Annotated in this window: 15 protein-coding genes; 9 read left to right on the top strand and 6 right to left on the bottom strand. The window is 60.3% G+C overall.

Features of this window, described 5'->3' with window-relative positions; genetic code table 11:
- Nucleotides 1–2: 2 nt before the first annotated feature.
- From pepP to gcvH, 8 genes are all read left to right on the top strand, one after another.
- Nucleotides 3–1,325, top strand: a complete 1,323-nt coding sequence (gene pepP / locus ACEN2T_RS25790; RefSeq protein ID WP_032884285.1) for a Xaa-Pro aminopeptidase — start codon at nucleotides 3–5, stop codon at nucleotides 1,323–1,325.
- Complete coding sequence (gene ubiH / locus ACEN2T_RS25795) at nucleotides 1,322–2,509, top strand: 2-octaprenyl-6-methoxyphenyl hydroxylase (RefSeq protein ID WP_099601730.1); 1,188 nt, start codon at nucleotides 1,322–1,324, stop codon at nucleotides 2,507–2,509. The genes pepP and ubiH overlap by 4 nt, the downstream gene beginning before the upstream one ends.
- Complete coding sequence (locus ACEN2T_RS25800) at nucleotides 2,502–2,987, top strand: DUF4442 domain-containing protein (RefSeq protein ID WP_032884283.1); 486 nt, start codon at nucleotides 2,502–2,504, stop codon at nucleotides 2,985–2,987. Before ubiH ends, ACEN2T_RS25800 begins: the two co-directional genes overlap by 8 nt.
- A gap of 9 nt (nucleotides 2,988–2,996) precedes the next feature.
- Nucleotides 2,997–4,214, top strand: coding sequence for a 2-octaprenyl-3-methyl-6-methoxy-1,4-benzoquinol hydroxylase (locus ACEN2T_RS25805; RefSeq protein WP_163033280.1), 1,218 nt, complete (start codon nucleotides 2,997–2,999; stop codon nucleotides 4,212–4,214).
- A gap of 95 nt (nucleotides 4,215–4,309) precedes the next feature.
- Nucleotides 4,310–5,314 carry an extracellular solute-binding protein gene (locus ACEN2T_RS25810; protein ID WP_032884279.1) on the top strand — a complete coding sequence of 335 codons (1,005 nt, stop codon included), beginning with the start codon at nucleotides 4,310–4,312 and terminating at the stop codon, nucleotides 5,312–5,314.
- Between the two features lie 164 nt (nucleotides 5,315–5,478).
- Nucleotides 5,479–7,095, top strand: coding sequence for an ABC transporter permease (locus ACEN2T_RS25815; RefSeq protein ID WP_122754214.1), 1,617 nt, complete (start codon nucleotides 5,479–5,481; stop codon nucleotides 7,093–7,095).
- A 156-nt stretch (nucleotides 7,096–7,251) separates the two neighbouring features.
- Nucleotides 7,252–8,334, top strand: coding sequence for a glycine cleavage system aminomethyltransferase GcvT (gene gcvT / locus ACEN2T_RS25820; protein ID WP_032884277.1), 1,083 nt, complete (start codon nucleotides 7,252–7,254; stop codon nucleotides 8,332–8,334).
- Nucleotides 8,335–8,385: 51 nt separating this feature from the next.
- Nucleotides 8,386–8,769, top strand: a complete 384-nt coding sequence (gcvH, locus tag ACEN2T_RS25825) for a glycine cleavage system protein GcvH (RefSeq protein ID WP_095185169.1) — start codon at nucleotides 8,386–8,388, stop codon at nucleotides 8,767–8,769.
- Between the two features lie 46 nt (nucleotides 8,770–8,815).
- On the opposite strand, the gene ACEN2T_RS25830 is transcribed toward gcvH, so the two are convergent.
- The 6 genes from ACEN2T_RS25830 to ACEN2T_RS25855 all read right to left on the bottom strand — a co-directional run bounded on the left by ACEN2T_RS25830 (nucleotide 8,816) and on the right by ACEN2T_RS25855 (nucleotide 14,060).
- Nucleotides 8,816–9,955, bottom strand: coding sequence for a DegT/DnrJ/EryC1/StrS family aminotransferase (locus tag ACEN2T_RS25830; RefSeq protein ID WP_032884274.1), 1,140 nt, complete (start codon nucleotides 9,953–9,955; stop codon nucleotides 8,816–8,818).
- Between the two features lie 164 nt (nucleotides 9,956–10,119).
- Nucleotides 10,120–10,434: a DUF2388 domain-containing protein gene (locus tag ACEN2T_RS25835; protein ID WP_003176799.1), complete on the bottom strand. Its 315-nt coding sequence runs from the start codon at nucleotides 10,432–10,434 to the stop codon at nucleotides 10,120–10,122.
- Between the two features lie 69 nt (nucleotides 10,435–10,503).
- On the bottom strand, nucleotides 10,504–10,950 hold the full coding sequence (locus ACEN2T_RS25840) for an NfeD family protein (RefSeq protein ID WP_032884272.1): 447 nt from the start codon (nucleotides 10,948–10,950) through the stop codon (nucleotides 10,504–10,506).
- Nucleotides 10,951–10,960: 10 nt separating this feature from the next.
- Complete coding sequence (locus ACEN2T_RS25845) at nucleotides 10,961–11,881, bottom strand: SPFH domain-containing protein (RefSeq protein WP_032884271.1); 921 nt, start codon at nucleotides 11,879–11,881, stop codon at nucleotides 10,961–10,963.
- A gap of 77 nt (nucleotides 11,882–11,958) precedes the next feature.
- Entirely contained in the window at nucleotides 11,959–13,638 is a 1,680-nt protein-coding gene (locus tag ACEN2T_RS25850) for a GspE/PulE family protein (RefSeq protein WP_442117776.1), read from the bottom strand.
- Nucleotides 13,639–13,721: 83 nt separating this feature from the next.
- On the bottom strand, nucleotides 13,722–14,060 hold the full coding sequence (locus ACEN2T_RS25855) for a hypothetical protein (protein ID WP_442117777.1): 339 nt from the start codon (nucleotides 14,058–14,060) through the stop codon (nucleotides 13,722–13,724).
- Nucleotides 14,061–14,187: 127 nt separating this feature from the next.
- Here ACEN2T_RS25855 and ACEN2T_RS25860 point away from each other — a divergent pair, with 127 nt between their 5' ends.
- Complete coding sequence (locus ACEN2T_RS25860) at nucleotides 14,188–14,652, top strand: Lrp/AsnC family transcriptional regulator (RefSeq protein ID WP_032884266.1); 465 nt, start codon at nucleotides 14,188–14,190, stop codon at nucleotides 14,650–14,652.
- Nucleotides 14,653–14,724: the final 72 nt, after the last annotated feature.

Consider the following 14,724-nt stretch of genomic DNA (forward strand, 5'->3'; position numbering starts at 1 on the left):
CCATGATCCATATCCCCAAAGCGGAATACACCCGCCGCCGCAAGGCGCTCATGGCGCAGATGGAACCCAACAGCATCGCGATTCTGCCGGCCGCCGCCGTGGCCATCCGCAATCGCGATGTCGAGCACGTTTACCGCCAGGACAGCGACTTCCAGTACCTGAGCGGTTTCCCCGAACCCGAAGCAGTGATCGTGCTGATGCCCGGTCGCCAGCATGGCGAGTACGTGCTGTTCTGCCGCGAACGCAATGCCGAGCGTGAACTGTGGGACGGCCTGCGTGCCGGTACCGAAGGCGCAATCCGTGAGTTTGGCGCCGACGATGCCTTCCCCATCACCGATATCGACGACATCCTGCCCGGCCTGATCGAAGGCCGTGACCGGGTGTATTCGGCCATGGGCAGCAACGCTGAATTTGACCGGCACGTGATGGAGTGGATCAACGTGATCCGCTCTAAAGCACACCTCGGCGCCCAGCCCCCGAACGAATTTGTTGCCTTGGATCATCTGCTCCACGACATGCGCCTGTATAAATCGGCGGCAGAAGTGAGGGTGATGCGCGAGGCCGCGCGGATTTCCTGCGCTGCCCACGTCAAAGCGATGCAGGCCAGCCGCGCTGGGTTGCATGAGTTCAGCCTGGAAGCCGAGCTGGATTACGAATTCCGCAAAGGCGGCGCGAAGATGCCGGCTTACGGCTCCATCGTCGCCGCCGGGCGCAACAGCTGCATCCTGCATTACCAGCAGAATGACGCGCTGCTCAAGGATGGGGACCTGGTGCTGATCGACGCCGGTTGCGAGATCGACTGCTACGCCAGCGACATTACCCGCACCTGGCCGGTCAACGGAAAGTTTTCACCTGAGCAAAAAGCGATCTACGAGATTGTGCTGGCCTCCCAGGAAGCCGCCTTTGCCGAGATCGCGCCGAATAAACATTGGAACCAGGCCCATGAGGCGACCGTGCAGGTCATCACCGCTGGGCTGGTTAAGTTGGGACTGCTGCAAGGTGACGTTGACGAACTGATCGCCAGCGAAGCCTATAAACCTTTCTATATGCACCGCGCCGGCCATTGGCTGGGCATGGATGTGCACGATGTGGGCGAGTACAAGGTGGGCGGTGAATGGCGGGTGCTGGAAGTCGGCATGGCGTTGACCGTGGAGCCGGGGATCTATATTTCGCCGGACAACCAGAACGTGGCGAAGAAATGGCGTGGCATTGGCGTACGCATCGAGGACGACGTGGTAGTGACCAAGCAAGGCTGTGAAATCCTGACCGGCGGCGTTCCCAAGACCGTCGTCGAGATCGAAGCGCTGATGGCGGCCTCCCGATGAGCCGGGTCAATCTTGCGATTATCGGCGGTGGCCTGGTGGGCGCCAGCCTGGCGCTGGCGTTGCAGGCCGGGGCCAAGGCGCGGGGCTGGAAGATCATGCTGATCGAACCCTTCGCTCCGGGCGACAGCTACCAGCCAAGCTACGATGCACGATCGTCGGCGCTGTCGTTTGGCGCGCGCCAGATTTATCAGCGGCTGGGTATCTGGCAGGAGGTTTCCCGCCGAGCCGAGCCGATCAAGCAGATTCACGTGTCGGACCGTGGGCGTTTCTCCACCGCACGTTTGTCCGCCATGGAGGAGGGCGTGCCAGCACTCGGCTACGTAGTGGAAAACGCCTGGCTCGGCCAATGCCTGTGGCAAGGCCTGGACAAAGACGTGGTCAGCTGGCGCTGCCCGGCGGAAGTCACCCGCATGGAGCCGCTGCCCGACGGCTATCGCCTGACGCTCAACGATGAAACCGTGTTGGAATGCGACCTCGCCGTGCTCGCCGATGGCGGCCGATCCGGCTTGCGCGAGCAATTGGGCATTGGCGTGAAGACCCGTCCGTACAACCAGAGCGCGCTGATTGCCAACATCACTCCCAGCGAAGCCCATAACGGCGAAGCCTTCGAGCGCTTCACCGACGAAGGCCCGATGGCCTTGCTGCCGCTGCCAGACAACCGCTGCGCGCTGGTGTGGACACGCATCGGCATGGACGCCCAGCGCCTGGCCGCCCTCGACGAACGCAGTTTCCTCAGCGAATTACAGAGCGTGTTCGGCTACCGTCTGGGCACCTTGAAGCAAGTCGGCGCGCGCCATTTGTATCCGCTGACCCTGGTGGAAGCCGAAGAGCAGGTACGTTCCCACCTGGTGATCCTCGGCAACGCCGCCCACAGCCTGCACCCAATTGCAGGGCAGGGTTTCAACCTTTCCCTGCGCGATGCGAGTGCCTTGGCCGAGGCCCTGCTCGCCGGGCCAGCGGTGCCCGGTGACCTGGCGACATTACAGGCGTACCGCGAGCGCCAGCGTATGGACCAGAAGTTGACTGTCGGTTTCTCCGATCAGGTCACGCGCCTGTTTGGCAGTGCACAACCGCTGGTAGCGCTGGGCCGCAATATGGGTCTGCTGGGCCTGGATTTGTTGCCGCCGGCCAAACGCTGGTTCGCCCGTCAGGCCATGGGCTTGGGGACACGTCCCGATGCGTAAGTGGCTGGTGGCGCGGTTGGGCAAGGCGCGCTTGCTGCGTTGGATCATGACCCTGTACCCGCCATACCTGGGCGCTGGCGTCAGCGTGCAGCATATGAGCGCGGATTTTCGTCACGTCAAAGTGCGCATGGGGCTGGGTTGGTACAACCGTAATTACGTCGGCACGCAGTTCGGCGGTAGCCTGTATTCGATGGTCGACCCGTTCTACATGCTGATGCTGATGGAAAATCTGGGCCGCGACTACATCGTCTGGGACAAGGCCGCGAGCATCGACTTTATCTCGCCGGGCAAAGGCCCGGTGTACGCCGAATTTTTCATCGACGAGGCCTTGCTTGACGAGGTGCGCCGACAGACCGAAGGCGGCGAGAAATACCTGCCTCACCTCACGGTCCAGATTCATGACGGCTCCGGCACCCTGGTGGCGCGGGTCGACAAAACCCTTTACGTGCGGCGCAAGCCGCAAGCGAGACAGGCTTAAACCATGGACATGCGCGCAGATGTGCTGATTGTCGGGGCCGGAATGGTCGGAAGCGCGCTGGCGCTGGCGTTGCAGGGCAGTGGCCTGCAAGTGCTGCTGCTCGATGGCAGCCCGCTGAGCGTCAAACCGTTCGACCGTGACGCGGCCTTCGAACCCCGCGTGAGCGCCTTATCGGCCGCCAGCCAGCGCATCCTGGAGCGCTTGGGCGTGTGGGACGGCATTGTGTCGCGCCGGGCCAGCCCTTACGGCGAGATGCAAGTGTGGGACGGCAGCGGCACTGGGCAGATCCACTTTTCGGCGGCCAGCGTGCACGCCGAGGTGCTCGGGCATATCGTCGAAAACCGTGTGGTGCAGGATGCTTTGCTTGATCGCCTGCACGACTGCGACCTGGGCCTGCTGGCCAACGCGCGGTTGGAGCAGATGCGCCGCTCCGGCGATGACTGGCTGCTGACCCTGGCCGATGGCCGCACCTTGCGCGCGCCGTTGGTGGTCGCCGCCGATGGCGCCAACTCCGCCGTGCGTCGCCTGACCGGCACCGCCACCCGTGAATGGGATTACTTGCATAACGCCATCGTCACCAGCGTGCGTAGCAGTCAGCCGCACCAGCGTACGGCGTGGCAACGCTTTACCGACACCGGCCCGTTGGCGTTTTTGCCGTTGGTACGCGATGGGCAGGAAGATTGGTGTTCGATCGTATGGTCCACCACACCGGCTGAGTCCGAGCGCCTGATGGCCTTGGATGATGAAAGTTTTTGCCGTGAGCTGGAGCGCGCCTTTGAAGGGCGGCTTGGCACTGTGGTCAGTGCTGATCCACGGGTTTGCGTACCGTTGCGCCAGCGTCACGCCAAACGCTACGTGGCTGAGGGCTTGGCGTTGATCGGCGATGCGGCTCATGTGATCCACCCGTTGGCCGGGCAGGGCGTCAACCTGGGTTTCCTTGATGCTGCGGTGCTGGCCGAAGTGTTGCTGTCGGCTACTGAACGCGGCGAGCGTCTGGCGGATGTGAAAGTGCTGAGCCGTTACGAACGTCGTCGGATGCCCCACAACTTGGCGCTGATGGCCGCAATGGAAGGTTTTGAGCGGTTGTTCCAGGCCGATCAACTGCCGTTACGTTGGTTGCGTAACGCCGGGCTGAAGATGGTCGACCAGATGCCCGAAGCCAAAGCGGTATTTGTGCGCCAGGCCTTGGGCTTGACGGGCGATCTGCCAACACTCGCGAAACCCTGAGGCATCTGTGCAACATCTGGTAACGCCTCCACCGAGCGTTACCAAATGTGAGTCCCTATCATTTGCGCTCACTTTGCAAATGAGAGACCGCACCCATGTTGGCACCCAAGCGCCTACTGACTGCCCTGGCACTCACCCTGATCGGCAGCACGACTGTGCAGGCAGCCGACGAAGTGGTGGTCTACTCCTCGCGCATCGACGAACTGATCAAACCCGTGTTCGATGCCTACACCAAAAAGACTGGCGTCCAGGTGAAGTTCATCACCGACAAGGAAGCCCCGCTGATGCAGCGCATCAAGGCCGAGGGCGAAAACGCTACCGCCGACCTGTTGCTCACCGTGGATGCCGGCAACCTCTGGCAGGCCGAGCAAATGGGCATCCTGCAACCCTTCACCTCGCCCGTGATCGACAAGAACATTCCTCTGCAATACCGCTCATCCGCCCACGCTTGGACTGGCTTGAGCCTGCGTGCGCGGACCATCGCCTATTCCACTGACCGGGTAAAACCGGGTGACTTGACCACCTACGAAGCCCTGGCCGACAAACAGTGGGAAGGTCGTCTGTGCCTGCGCACGGCGAAAAAGGTCTACAACCAGTCGCTCACCGCGACCCTGATCGAAACCCACGGCGCGGCCAAGACCGAAGAAATCGTCAAGGGCTGGGTGAATAACCTCTCTACTGACGTGTTCTCTGATGACATCGCCGTGCTGGAGGCGATCAACGCCGGGCAGTGCGACGTGGGTATCGTCAACACCTACTACTACGGCCGCCTGCACAAGCAGAAGCCGGACCTGGCTGTGAAGCTGTTCTGGCCGAACCAGGGCGACCGTGGTGTGCATGTGAACCTGTCGGGTATCGGCTTGACCAAGCACGCGCCACACCCGGAAGCCGCCAAGGCTCTGGTGGAATGGATGACCACACCTGAAGCGCAGAAGATCTTTGCCGATGTGAATCAGGAGTTCCCGGCCAACCCGGCTGTACCGCCGTCGGCCGAAGTGGCGACCTGGGGCAAGTTCGTTGCGGACACCTTGCCGGTGGAAGTGGCGGGTAAGCGCCAGGCTGAAGCCATTCGCTTGATGGATCGCGCCGGCTGGAACTAAGTACAATTTGTAGGACGCCGCAGATCCAAATGTGGGAGGGGGCTTGCCCCCGATGGCGGAGGATCAGTCACCGATGAGTCGACTGACATTCCGACATCGGGGGCAAGCCCCTTTCCACATTGGGTTGTGGTGATTTCAAGATCTTCATTATCGAGAACCCACCTTTGGCCCACCCCGCCCAACGCCGCTGGTACCTGCCGGTTTTCACCGTCGCTGCCCTGGTGCTGCTGCCTCTGAGCGTGCTGTTGCTGTCCTGGCAAAGCATCGATGCGCAAATCTGGTCCCATCTGTGGGAAACCCAGATGCCCCGGCTGCTGGGCAATACCCTGACCCTTGTGGTTGGGGTGGGTTTGGGCGTGACCCTCTTGGGCGTAAGCCTGGCCTGGCTCACTAGCCTCTGCGAATTCCCCGGCCGGCGCTGGCTTGACTGGGCGTTGATGCTCCCTTTCGCCATCCCCGCCTACGTGCTTGCCTTCGTCTTTGTTGGCCTGCTGGATTTCGCAGGCCCAGTGCAGACCCTGCTGCGAGAGTGGTTCGGCACCGGTCTGCGCCTGCCTCGCGTGCGTTCCACCAGTGGCGTGATCATCGTGTTGGTGCTGGTGTTCTACCCCTACGTCTACCTGCTGGCGCGCACTGCATTCCTGGCCCAGGGCAAAGGCCTGATGGAAGCCGCGCGAGTGTTGGGGCAATCGCCGTGGCAAGCGTTCTGGCGCGTGGCGCTACCCATGGCGCGGCCGGCGATTGGCGCCGGGGTCGCCCTGGCGTTGATGGAAACCCTGGCGGATTTCGGTGCGGTCTCGGTGTTCAACTTCGATACCTTTACCACCGCGATCTATAAAACCTGGTACGGCTTTTTCAGTCTTTCCAGCGCAGCCCAACTGGCCAGCCTGTTACTGCTGGTGGTGATGCTGGTGCTGTACGGCGAACGGCGTGCCCGTGGCGCGAGCCGTCCCAGCAATGAGCGGCCTCGGGGCAAGGCGCTCTACCACCTGCGTGGGTTCAAAGCGTTAGCCGCCAGTGCCTGGTGTGGGCTGGTGTTTGCGTGCGCCTTTGTCATTCCGGTGCTGCAGTTGATCGCGTGGTTCTGGCAGCGCGGCCGGTTCGACCTGGATGAGCGCTATTCGGGCCTGATCGTCCACACCCTCTATCTCGGTGGTATTGCGGCATTGATCACGGTCAGCGTGGCGCTGGTACTTGCCTTCGCCAACCGCCTGTCGCCGACCCGGGCGATTCGCTCCGGTATCAGCCTGGCCAATGTTGGCTATGCATTGCCGGGTTCGGTGCTGGCGGTGTCGATCATGTTGGCGTTCAGTTATCTGGACCGCGAACTGGTGGTGCCGCTGTCCGGCTGGCTCGGTGGTGCGGGCAAACCGCTGTTGCTGGGCAGCCTGTCGGCGCTGGTGCTGGCGTATCTGGTGCGTTTTCTAGCGGTGGCCTACGGGCCGCTGGAAAATAGCCTGGCGCGCATCCGGCCTTCGTTGCCGGAAGCGGCGCGTAGTTTGGGCGTGAGTGGGCCGCGACTGTTTTGCAAAGTGTATCTTCCGCTGTTGCTACCCGGCACCCTGAGTGCTGCGCTGCTGGTGTTCGTGGATGTGCTCAAGGAAATGCCCGCAACCTTGCTGATGCGCCCGTTCGGCTGGGACACCCTGGCGGTGCGGATCTTTGAAATGACCAGCGAAGGCGAGTGGGCACGGGCTTCGCTGCCGGCACTGACACTGGTACTGGTTGGCCTGCTGCCGGTGATCGGGCTGATCCGACGCTCTGCCCGACCAATCGGTTAGGTGTCAGTCCTACGGCTTGAGGCTACAATGCGCGGCATTCGGTGCGCTCCGCCTTTCGGATCGGGTCGCTGTACGTGGCTGCAGCCCTTGTAATTCAAGGTCTTCAGCACGAACAGCAACGCTGCGCACCTTCGCCAAGCCCGGAAGGAGAAACCCATGGGACAGCGTACGCCTCTGTATGACCTGCATCTCGCCCTCGGCGCGAAAATGGTCGATTTTGGCGGTTGGGATATGCCTTTGCATTACGGCTCGCAAGTTGAAGAGCACCATCAGGTGCGACGCGACTGCGGGGTGTTCGATGTATCTCATATGACCGTGATCGATATCAGCGGCCCCCAGGCCAAGGAATGGCTCCAGCACCTGCTGGCCAATGATGTCGAACGTTTGCATGGCTGTGGCCGTGCGTTGTATAGCGCCATGCTCAACGAGCAGGGCGGCGTGGTGGACGACATGATTGTCTATCGCACTGATGCCGGGTACCGGTTGGTGGTCAACGCCGCCACTCGTGACCAGGACATCGCCTGGATGCAGGCGCAACTCGGCAGCTATCAAGTGCAACTGCACGAGCGGCCCGAGTTGGCCATGCTCGCCATTCAAGGCCCCCATGCTCGGCAGAAGATCGCCGAGTTGGTCACCCAGTCTCGCGGCACCCTGATCCACCAGCTCAAGCCATTTGAAGGCGAGGCCGACGGCGATTGGTTTATCGCACGCACGGGTTACACCGGCGAAGACGGCCTGGAAATTGTGTTGCCTGCCGATCAGGCACCGGGATTTTTCAACGATCTGGTGGGTGCAGGCATCTCACCTATCGGCCTCGGCGCGCGGGACACCCTGCGCCTGGAAGCCGGCATGAACCTGTACGGCCAGGATATCCACCAGAACGTTTCGCCCCTGGCGGCCAACATGGCGTGGAGTATCGCCTGGGAACCAGCCGAGCGCGATTTCATCGGGCGTGCGGCGTTGGAAGCAGAGCTGGCCGCCGGTGTGCAGTTCAAACTGGTCGGGCTGGTACTGGAAGAACGTGGGGTTTTACGCGCTCATCAGGTAGTTCGCATCGCCAATGTTGGCGAAGGTGAGATCACCAGTGGTAGTTTCTCTCCTACGCTGAGCAAATCCATTGCCTTGGCGCGTGTACCGACGGCAACTGCCGACCGGGCCGAAGTGGAAATCCGCGGCAAGTGGTACCCGGTTCGAGTGGTCAAACCGACCTTCGTGCGCCATGGCAAAACCTTGATCTAACTATTTCCGGCAGGCCGATGGCCGCTGACACTACTTCTGAGGACACAGACTATGAGCAATATCCCGGCCGACCTGCGTTTTGCCGAGAGTCATGAATGGGCCCGTCTGGAAGCTGACGGTACCGTGACCGTCGGGATCTCCGACCACGCCCAGGAAGCGTTGGGTGATGTGGTGTTTGTTGAGTTGGCCGAAGTCGGCGCCCAGTTTGGCGCGACTGATCAGGCAGGTGTGGTGGAGTCGGTCAAGGCCGCTTCGGATATCTACGCCCCGGTTGCAGGCGAAGTGATTGCAGTCAACGAGGAACTGAGTGGTAGCCCCGAGTTGCTGAACTCTGACCCTTACGGCGCCTGGATCTTCAAGCTCAAGCCAAGCAACCCGGCTGACCTGGAAAAACTGCTGGATGCTGCTGGTTACAAAGCCGCCATCGGCGAGTAACACCGCACATAACCCTATAGGGGCCGGCAAACCGGCCCCTATAGGGTTAGCGTTTGAGCACCGCTTTCACTGCCGCCACCGACCGCTCCACATCCGCCTCAGTCATCGCCGTGAACATCGGCAATGAAACAATCAAGCGCCCAACCTTTTCCGCCACCGGGAACATGCCTTCCTTGAAACCCTGTGCCCGATAAAGGCTCAGCAGGTGGATCGGTGGGTAGTGATAACCAATGCCCACGCCATGAGCCTGCATCTGTTCCATGAACGTTGCGCGGGCCGGCAGGCCGTCCTGACGCTCCGGCAGCACTAGCTGGAACAGGTGCCAGTTGCTGTTTTCGAAGTCGGCGGGTGGCAGTTGTGCGCCGTACTTCTCTTCAAAGTCACTGCCGAAACACTTGAAGTAGTGCCTCGCCAGGTTCTGGCGGTGGGCGGTGATTTTCTCGATATGGGCAAACTGCCCCAGGCCAATGGCCGCAGCGATATCGGTCATATTGAACTTGCCACCCAGCACATCAACATCCAGGCCGTCGAAGCCGGTACGGGTGACGCCCTGCAGGCGGTATTTTTCTGCCAGGCGTGCCTCTTCGGCGCTATTCAAAACCAGGCAACCACCCTCGGACGAGGTGATGTTCTTGTTGGCCTGGAAGCTGAACGAAACGAAGTCCCCGGTGGCGCCAATGCGTTCGCCATCCCAACTGGAGCCAAGTGCCTGGGCCGCGTCTTCGACGATACGCAGTTTGTACTTGTTGGCCAGCGCGTAAAGCATTGGCATATCTAGCGGCAGCCCGGCCAGGTAAACGGGGATGATGGCCTTGGTGCGCGGTGTGATCGCGGCTTCCACCTGGGACAGGTCGATATTGCGGGTGATTGGGTCGATATCGGCGAACACAGGTGTGGCGCCGACTTCCAGAATCACGTTGGCCGTCGCCACCCAGGAAATCGGTGTGGTGATGACTTCATCCCCAGGCCCGATACCGGCGATGCGCAAGGCAATCTCCATGGTGCAGGTGCCCGAGTTGAAGGTGCGAACGTGGCGGCCGCCAAAGTATTCCGACAGCTGCGCCTCGAACGCCTGAACCTTCGGCCCGCTGGTGATCCAGCCCGAACGCAATACATCGCCCACCGCCGAGATGGTGGCTTCATCGATGGTGGGTTTGGAGAACGGCAGAAAGGGCAGTTGGCTCATAACGACGAATGCATCCGTTTCAGGTTGGCGATGAGTACGGGAGGTATCAGTGCCGGCATGGTTGCACGGCTTGACTGAATATAGCCTGTCACCTGTGAATGAATCGTCATGTTACGGGCAAAAAAAATGCCGCTTCGAAAGCGGCATTCTTCAGAGTGCGGAAATCACTCGGTGACAGCGTTTTTCGCGAGGATAGCGTTAGCCAGCTCCATATCCGTGGCCTGCAGGCCAGGATTGTCGGCGCGGACTTTCTGCATGGCGGCTTCCAGGTATGGGCCACGGATGCCGCCGTCGCTGGCAACAAAGCTGCCTGCGTCGTCTTGTGCGGCAACGACCAGCTTGTGGTCCTTGAAGGTCAGGTACGTCGAGCCGGTGGTGGCGCCCGACGAGATGACATTGCGCCAGAAACTGTCGGCCATGGCTGAACCGACAGGAAGGGAAAGCACAGCAAGGGTAGCGACAGCATATTTGAGACGCATGGTGGGTGACTCCGGGTGGGTGATCTGTACCGTTTGATTGTAGTTAGCCCAACCGAGTTCCATCACTGACTAAACAGTTTCTACCTTCAAAATCACGCCATCCAGGCCAACCACCCGTACTTGAGCGCCTACAGGGCTGTCAGGACCGGTCACCATCCATACGCCATCACCGACTTTTACCTTACCCCGACCGCCCGCGATCGCCTGGTGCACTACAAATGTGCGGCCGATCAGCTCCGAGCCGCGCTCGTTGAGCCCCGGTTGGTCACTGGCCTTTGCGCTGCTTCGTTGGCGTTTCCACCAGTAGACCGCTGTCAATATCGACAATACGGCGAACAGCAGCAGTTGCCATTCCGGTCCCAGGGGCGGCACCAGGAACTTGATAACGCCTACGGCTGCTGCTGCGATACCCATCCATAGCAGGTAACCACCGGCGCCGAACACTTCAAGAATCAACAGCACTGTACCCAGCGCCAGCCAATCCCAGAATGAAAGATGCTGCAGGAAATCCCACATGGCGACGGCCTCAACCTTTCTTGTTATCGAACGTTGCCTTGACGATCTCGCCGATGCCGCCCACCGCACCGATCACCTGGCTGGCTTCAAGCGGCATCAGGATGACCTTGCTGTTGTTGGCCGAGGCAAGTTTGCCCAAGGCGTCGATGTATTTTTGCGCAACGAAGTAGTTGATGGCCTGCACGTTACCGGTGGCGATGGCCTCGGAGACCACCTGGGTTGCACGGGCTTCAGCCTCTGCTTGACGCTCACGGGCTTCAGACTCCAGGAATGCGGCTTGGCGTCCACCTTCAGCTTCAAGAATCTGTGCCTGCTTCTTGCCTTCGGCAGTCAGGATTGCCGATGCTCGCAGGCCTTCGGCCTCAAGGATTTGCGCACGCTTGATCCGCTCGGCTTTCATCTGGCCGGACATGGCGGCCATCAGGTCGGCGGGCGGGCTGATGTCTTTGATCTCGATACGGGTGATCTTGATACCCCACGGAGCAGTGGCTTCATCCACAGTGCGCAGCAGTTTTTCGTTGATGCCGTCACGCTGGCTGAGCATGGCATCCAGCTCCATAGAGCCGAGCACGGTGCGGATATTGGTTTGCAGCAAATTGCGGATGGCGTGTTCGAGGTTGTTGACCTCGTAGGCGGCCTGGGCGGTATTGACAACCTGGAAGAAACACACGGCGTCGATCTGTACGGTGGCGTTGTCGGCGGTGATGACTTCCTGGGGTGGAATATCCAGCACGCTCTCCATCACGTTGATCTTGCGACCGATGCGATCCATGACCGGGATGATGATGTTCAGGCCAGGCTTGAGGGTGTTGGTATAACGGCCGAAACGCTCGACGGTCCACTGGTAGCCTTGAGGCACCACCTTGAAGCCCATGAATAATATGGCGGCGGCCAAGCCCACGAAAAGAAGCAGTACGGTTCCGATCTGCATAGCGATTCCCTATCTGATGGTGTCAGTTAAACGACTGTTGGCCGAGTGTAACGGTGTTGTCACAGATAAGAACGATTTCAGCGCGCCGTAACCAAAGGATTTGTTACCGAATCCCCAGGCGTTACTCGCAACACTTCGGCCATCGTGGTCAGCCCAGCTTGCGCCTTCCTCAATCCGGCCATGCGCAGGCTGCACATGCCTTGCGCAATAGCTGCCTGGCGTAAGGTCTGCACGTCGGCGCCCGGAGTGATCAGTGCTTTGATCGACTTATTCAACACCATGATTTCGTAGACCCCTGCGCGTCCCCGGTACCCGCTGTTCCGACATTCCGCACATCCGACGGCCTCGTGGACATCGCCCGTCGAGCGCTTGCAATGGGGGCACAGCACTCGTACCAAGCGCTGCGCCATAACACCCAACAAGGTGGCCTTGATCAAATAATGAGCGATGCCCAGTTCCTGCAAGCGGCTAATGGCGCTGGGCGCATCGTTGGTGTGCAGCGTCGAGAGGACCAAGTGCCCGGTCAGTGCGGCCTGGATAGCCATTTCTGCGGTTTCCTGGTCGCGAATCTCGCCGATCATGATGATGTCCGGGTCTTGGCGCAGCAGAGCGCGGATGCCGCTGGCGAAGGTCAGGTCGATGTTGTGCTGCACCTGCATCTGGTTAAAGGCCGGCTCGACCATCTCGATCGGATCTTCCACCGTGCACAGGTTGACCTCCCGGGTCGCCAGTTGCTTGAGCGTGGTGTAAAGAGTGCTGGTCTTGCCTGAGCCGGTAGGACCGGTGACGAGGATGATGCCGTTGGTCTGGCGCGTCATCGCGTGCCAGCGGTGCTGGTCCTCGGTGGATAAACCCAACTGGTCAAAATCCTTGAGCAGCACCTGAGGGTCGAAAATCCGCATCACCAGTTTCTCGCCGAAGGCTGTGGGCAAGGTCGACAGGCGCAACTCAACTTCTGCGCCCGTCGGGCTTTTGGTCTTGACCCGGCCATCCTGGGGCTTGCGCTTTTCTGCCACGTTCATCCGCCCCAGGCTTTTCAGGCGGCTGACCACCGCCATCGTCACCTGGGGTGGAAATTGATAGACGTCGTGCAGCAGCCCATCAATGCGAAAACGTACCCGGCCCTGCTCACTGCCAGGCTCGATATGAATATCGCTGGCCCGCTGTGCGAAGGCGTACTGCAACAGCCAGTCGACGATATTAACGATATGTGCGTCATTGGCGTCCGGCTCTTGGTCGCTGGCGCCAAGGTTCAGCAACTCGAAGTTACCCGGCACCGCGACCTTTTGATCGGCCCCGCTGACGGACTTCGCCAGCCGGTAAAACTCGCTGATACACCGCTGGATGTCCTGAGGGTTTGCAACCACTCGCTTGATCGAACGCTTGAGTACTTGCGCCAGTCCGGATTCCCAACTGCTGACGTGGGGCTGGGCGCTGGCGACGGTAACGGTATGCGCATCCACGGCCACGGCAAGAATGGCGTGGCGCTGGGCGAACGCGTGGGACATCAGTGGCACCACTGTTGCGACATCTATCTTCAACGGGTCGATACGCAGATAAGGTTGCCGGACACGCTGGGCAAGCCATTGGGTCAGGGTTTCCAGGGAAGGCCCATGGGCGGCGATACGCTCCAATGGGTGTTGAGCGTTGTCGGGGTGCGCCGCCGATAACCGCTGCGCGGCGTCGGGAGTGATCAAACCTTCCTCCACCAAGGCCGGCAGCAACGCATGCAGTTCCAATCGCTGATCAACAGACATGAAGGTGTTCCTGGGTAGCCTTGGACGAAATTTCAGGCTAGCCAGCTCCCGAGTTTCATCCTCCCAGTGTGTGTTGCAGGTCTTTACTGAGCGGCTGCAACCACCGCTATAGGCCCCACGGAATCAGCTGACCACATGTCCAGCGCGCACACGCTGATCAGGTTTCGAATCTTTTCACCGATGACTTGGGCCCGATGCCAGCTCAGGCCGTCGATCACGATATCGATGTTCAGCAGGTCGTCTTCCCGATTCACGGCGACGTGCCGAGGCGTCAGAAACTGCAACGCAAAATAGTTGAGTACTCGGCACAACACATCGGACTCCGCCTCGGCGACGATCTGGTAGTGCGCCTGACAATGGGCGCTGGTGACAGCCCACGCATCGGCGCGCGCAGCAGGTTGGATGGTTTCGACGGCGTGCATGCTGACTCTCCAGATTCGATGGAAGGAATTTTTACATTCGCCAGCGGAGATTTCTTATCTAAGATGGGCATGTTTTGCTAAAAATCGAATAGATCAATTCGAGCTAGAATCAATAATAGGTATTTCTATGCATAGCGAGTTAGACGCTTACGACCGTCGCATCCTGGCCCTGTTGCAGGAGGACGCTTCGCTTTCCAGTGCACAGATTGCCGAACAGGTGGGTTTGTCCCAGTCGCCATGCTGGCGACGAATCCAGCGGCTGAAGGAGGAAGGTGTGATCCGCGGGCAGGTGACGTTGTTGGATCGCAAGAAGATCGGCCTCAACACGCAGATTTTTGCCGAGGTCAAACTCAACGCCCACGGCCGATCCAACTTCACTGAGTTCACCGATGCGATTCGCGGCTTTCCGGAAGTGTTGGAGTGCTATGTGCTAATGGGGGCGGTGGATTTTCTGCTGCGCATCGTGACGTCGGACATCGAGGCGTACGAGCGGTTTTTCTTTGAGAAATTGTCGATGGTGCCGGGGATTCAGGAGGTGAATTCGATTGTGGCGTTGTCGGAAATCAAGTCCACCACTTCCCTGCCAGTCTAGCGCTGACAGCGGGGGCTTCATCGGGGGCAAGCCCCCCACAGTTGAAACGCGTCCAAATGTGGGAGGGGCTTG

Origin of the sequence: Pseudomonas sp. W22_MBD1_FP4 (assembly GCF_052113765.1) — a bacterium.
Classification (GTDB): domain Bacteria; phylum Pseudomonadota; class Gammaproteobacteria; order Pseudomonadales; family Pseudomonadaceae; genus Aquipseudomonas; species Aquipseudomonas sivasensis.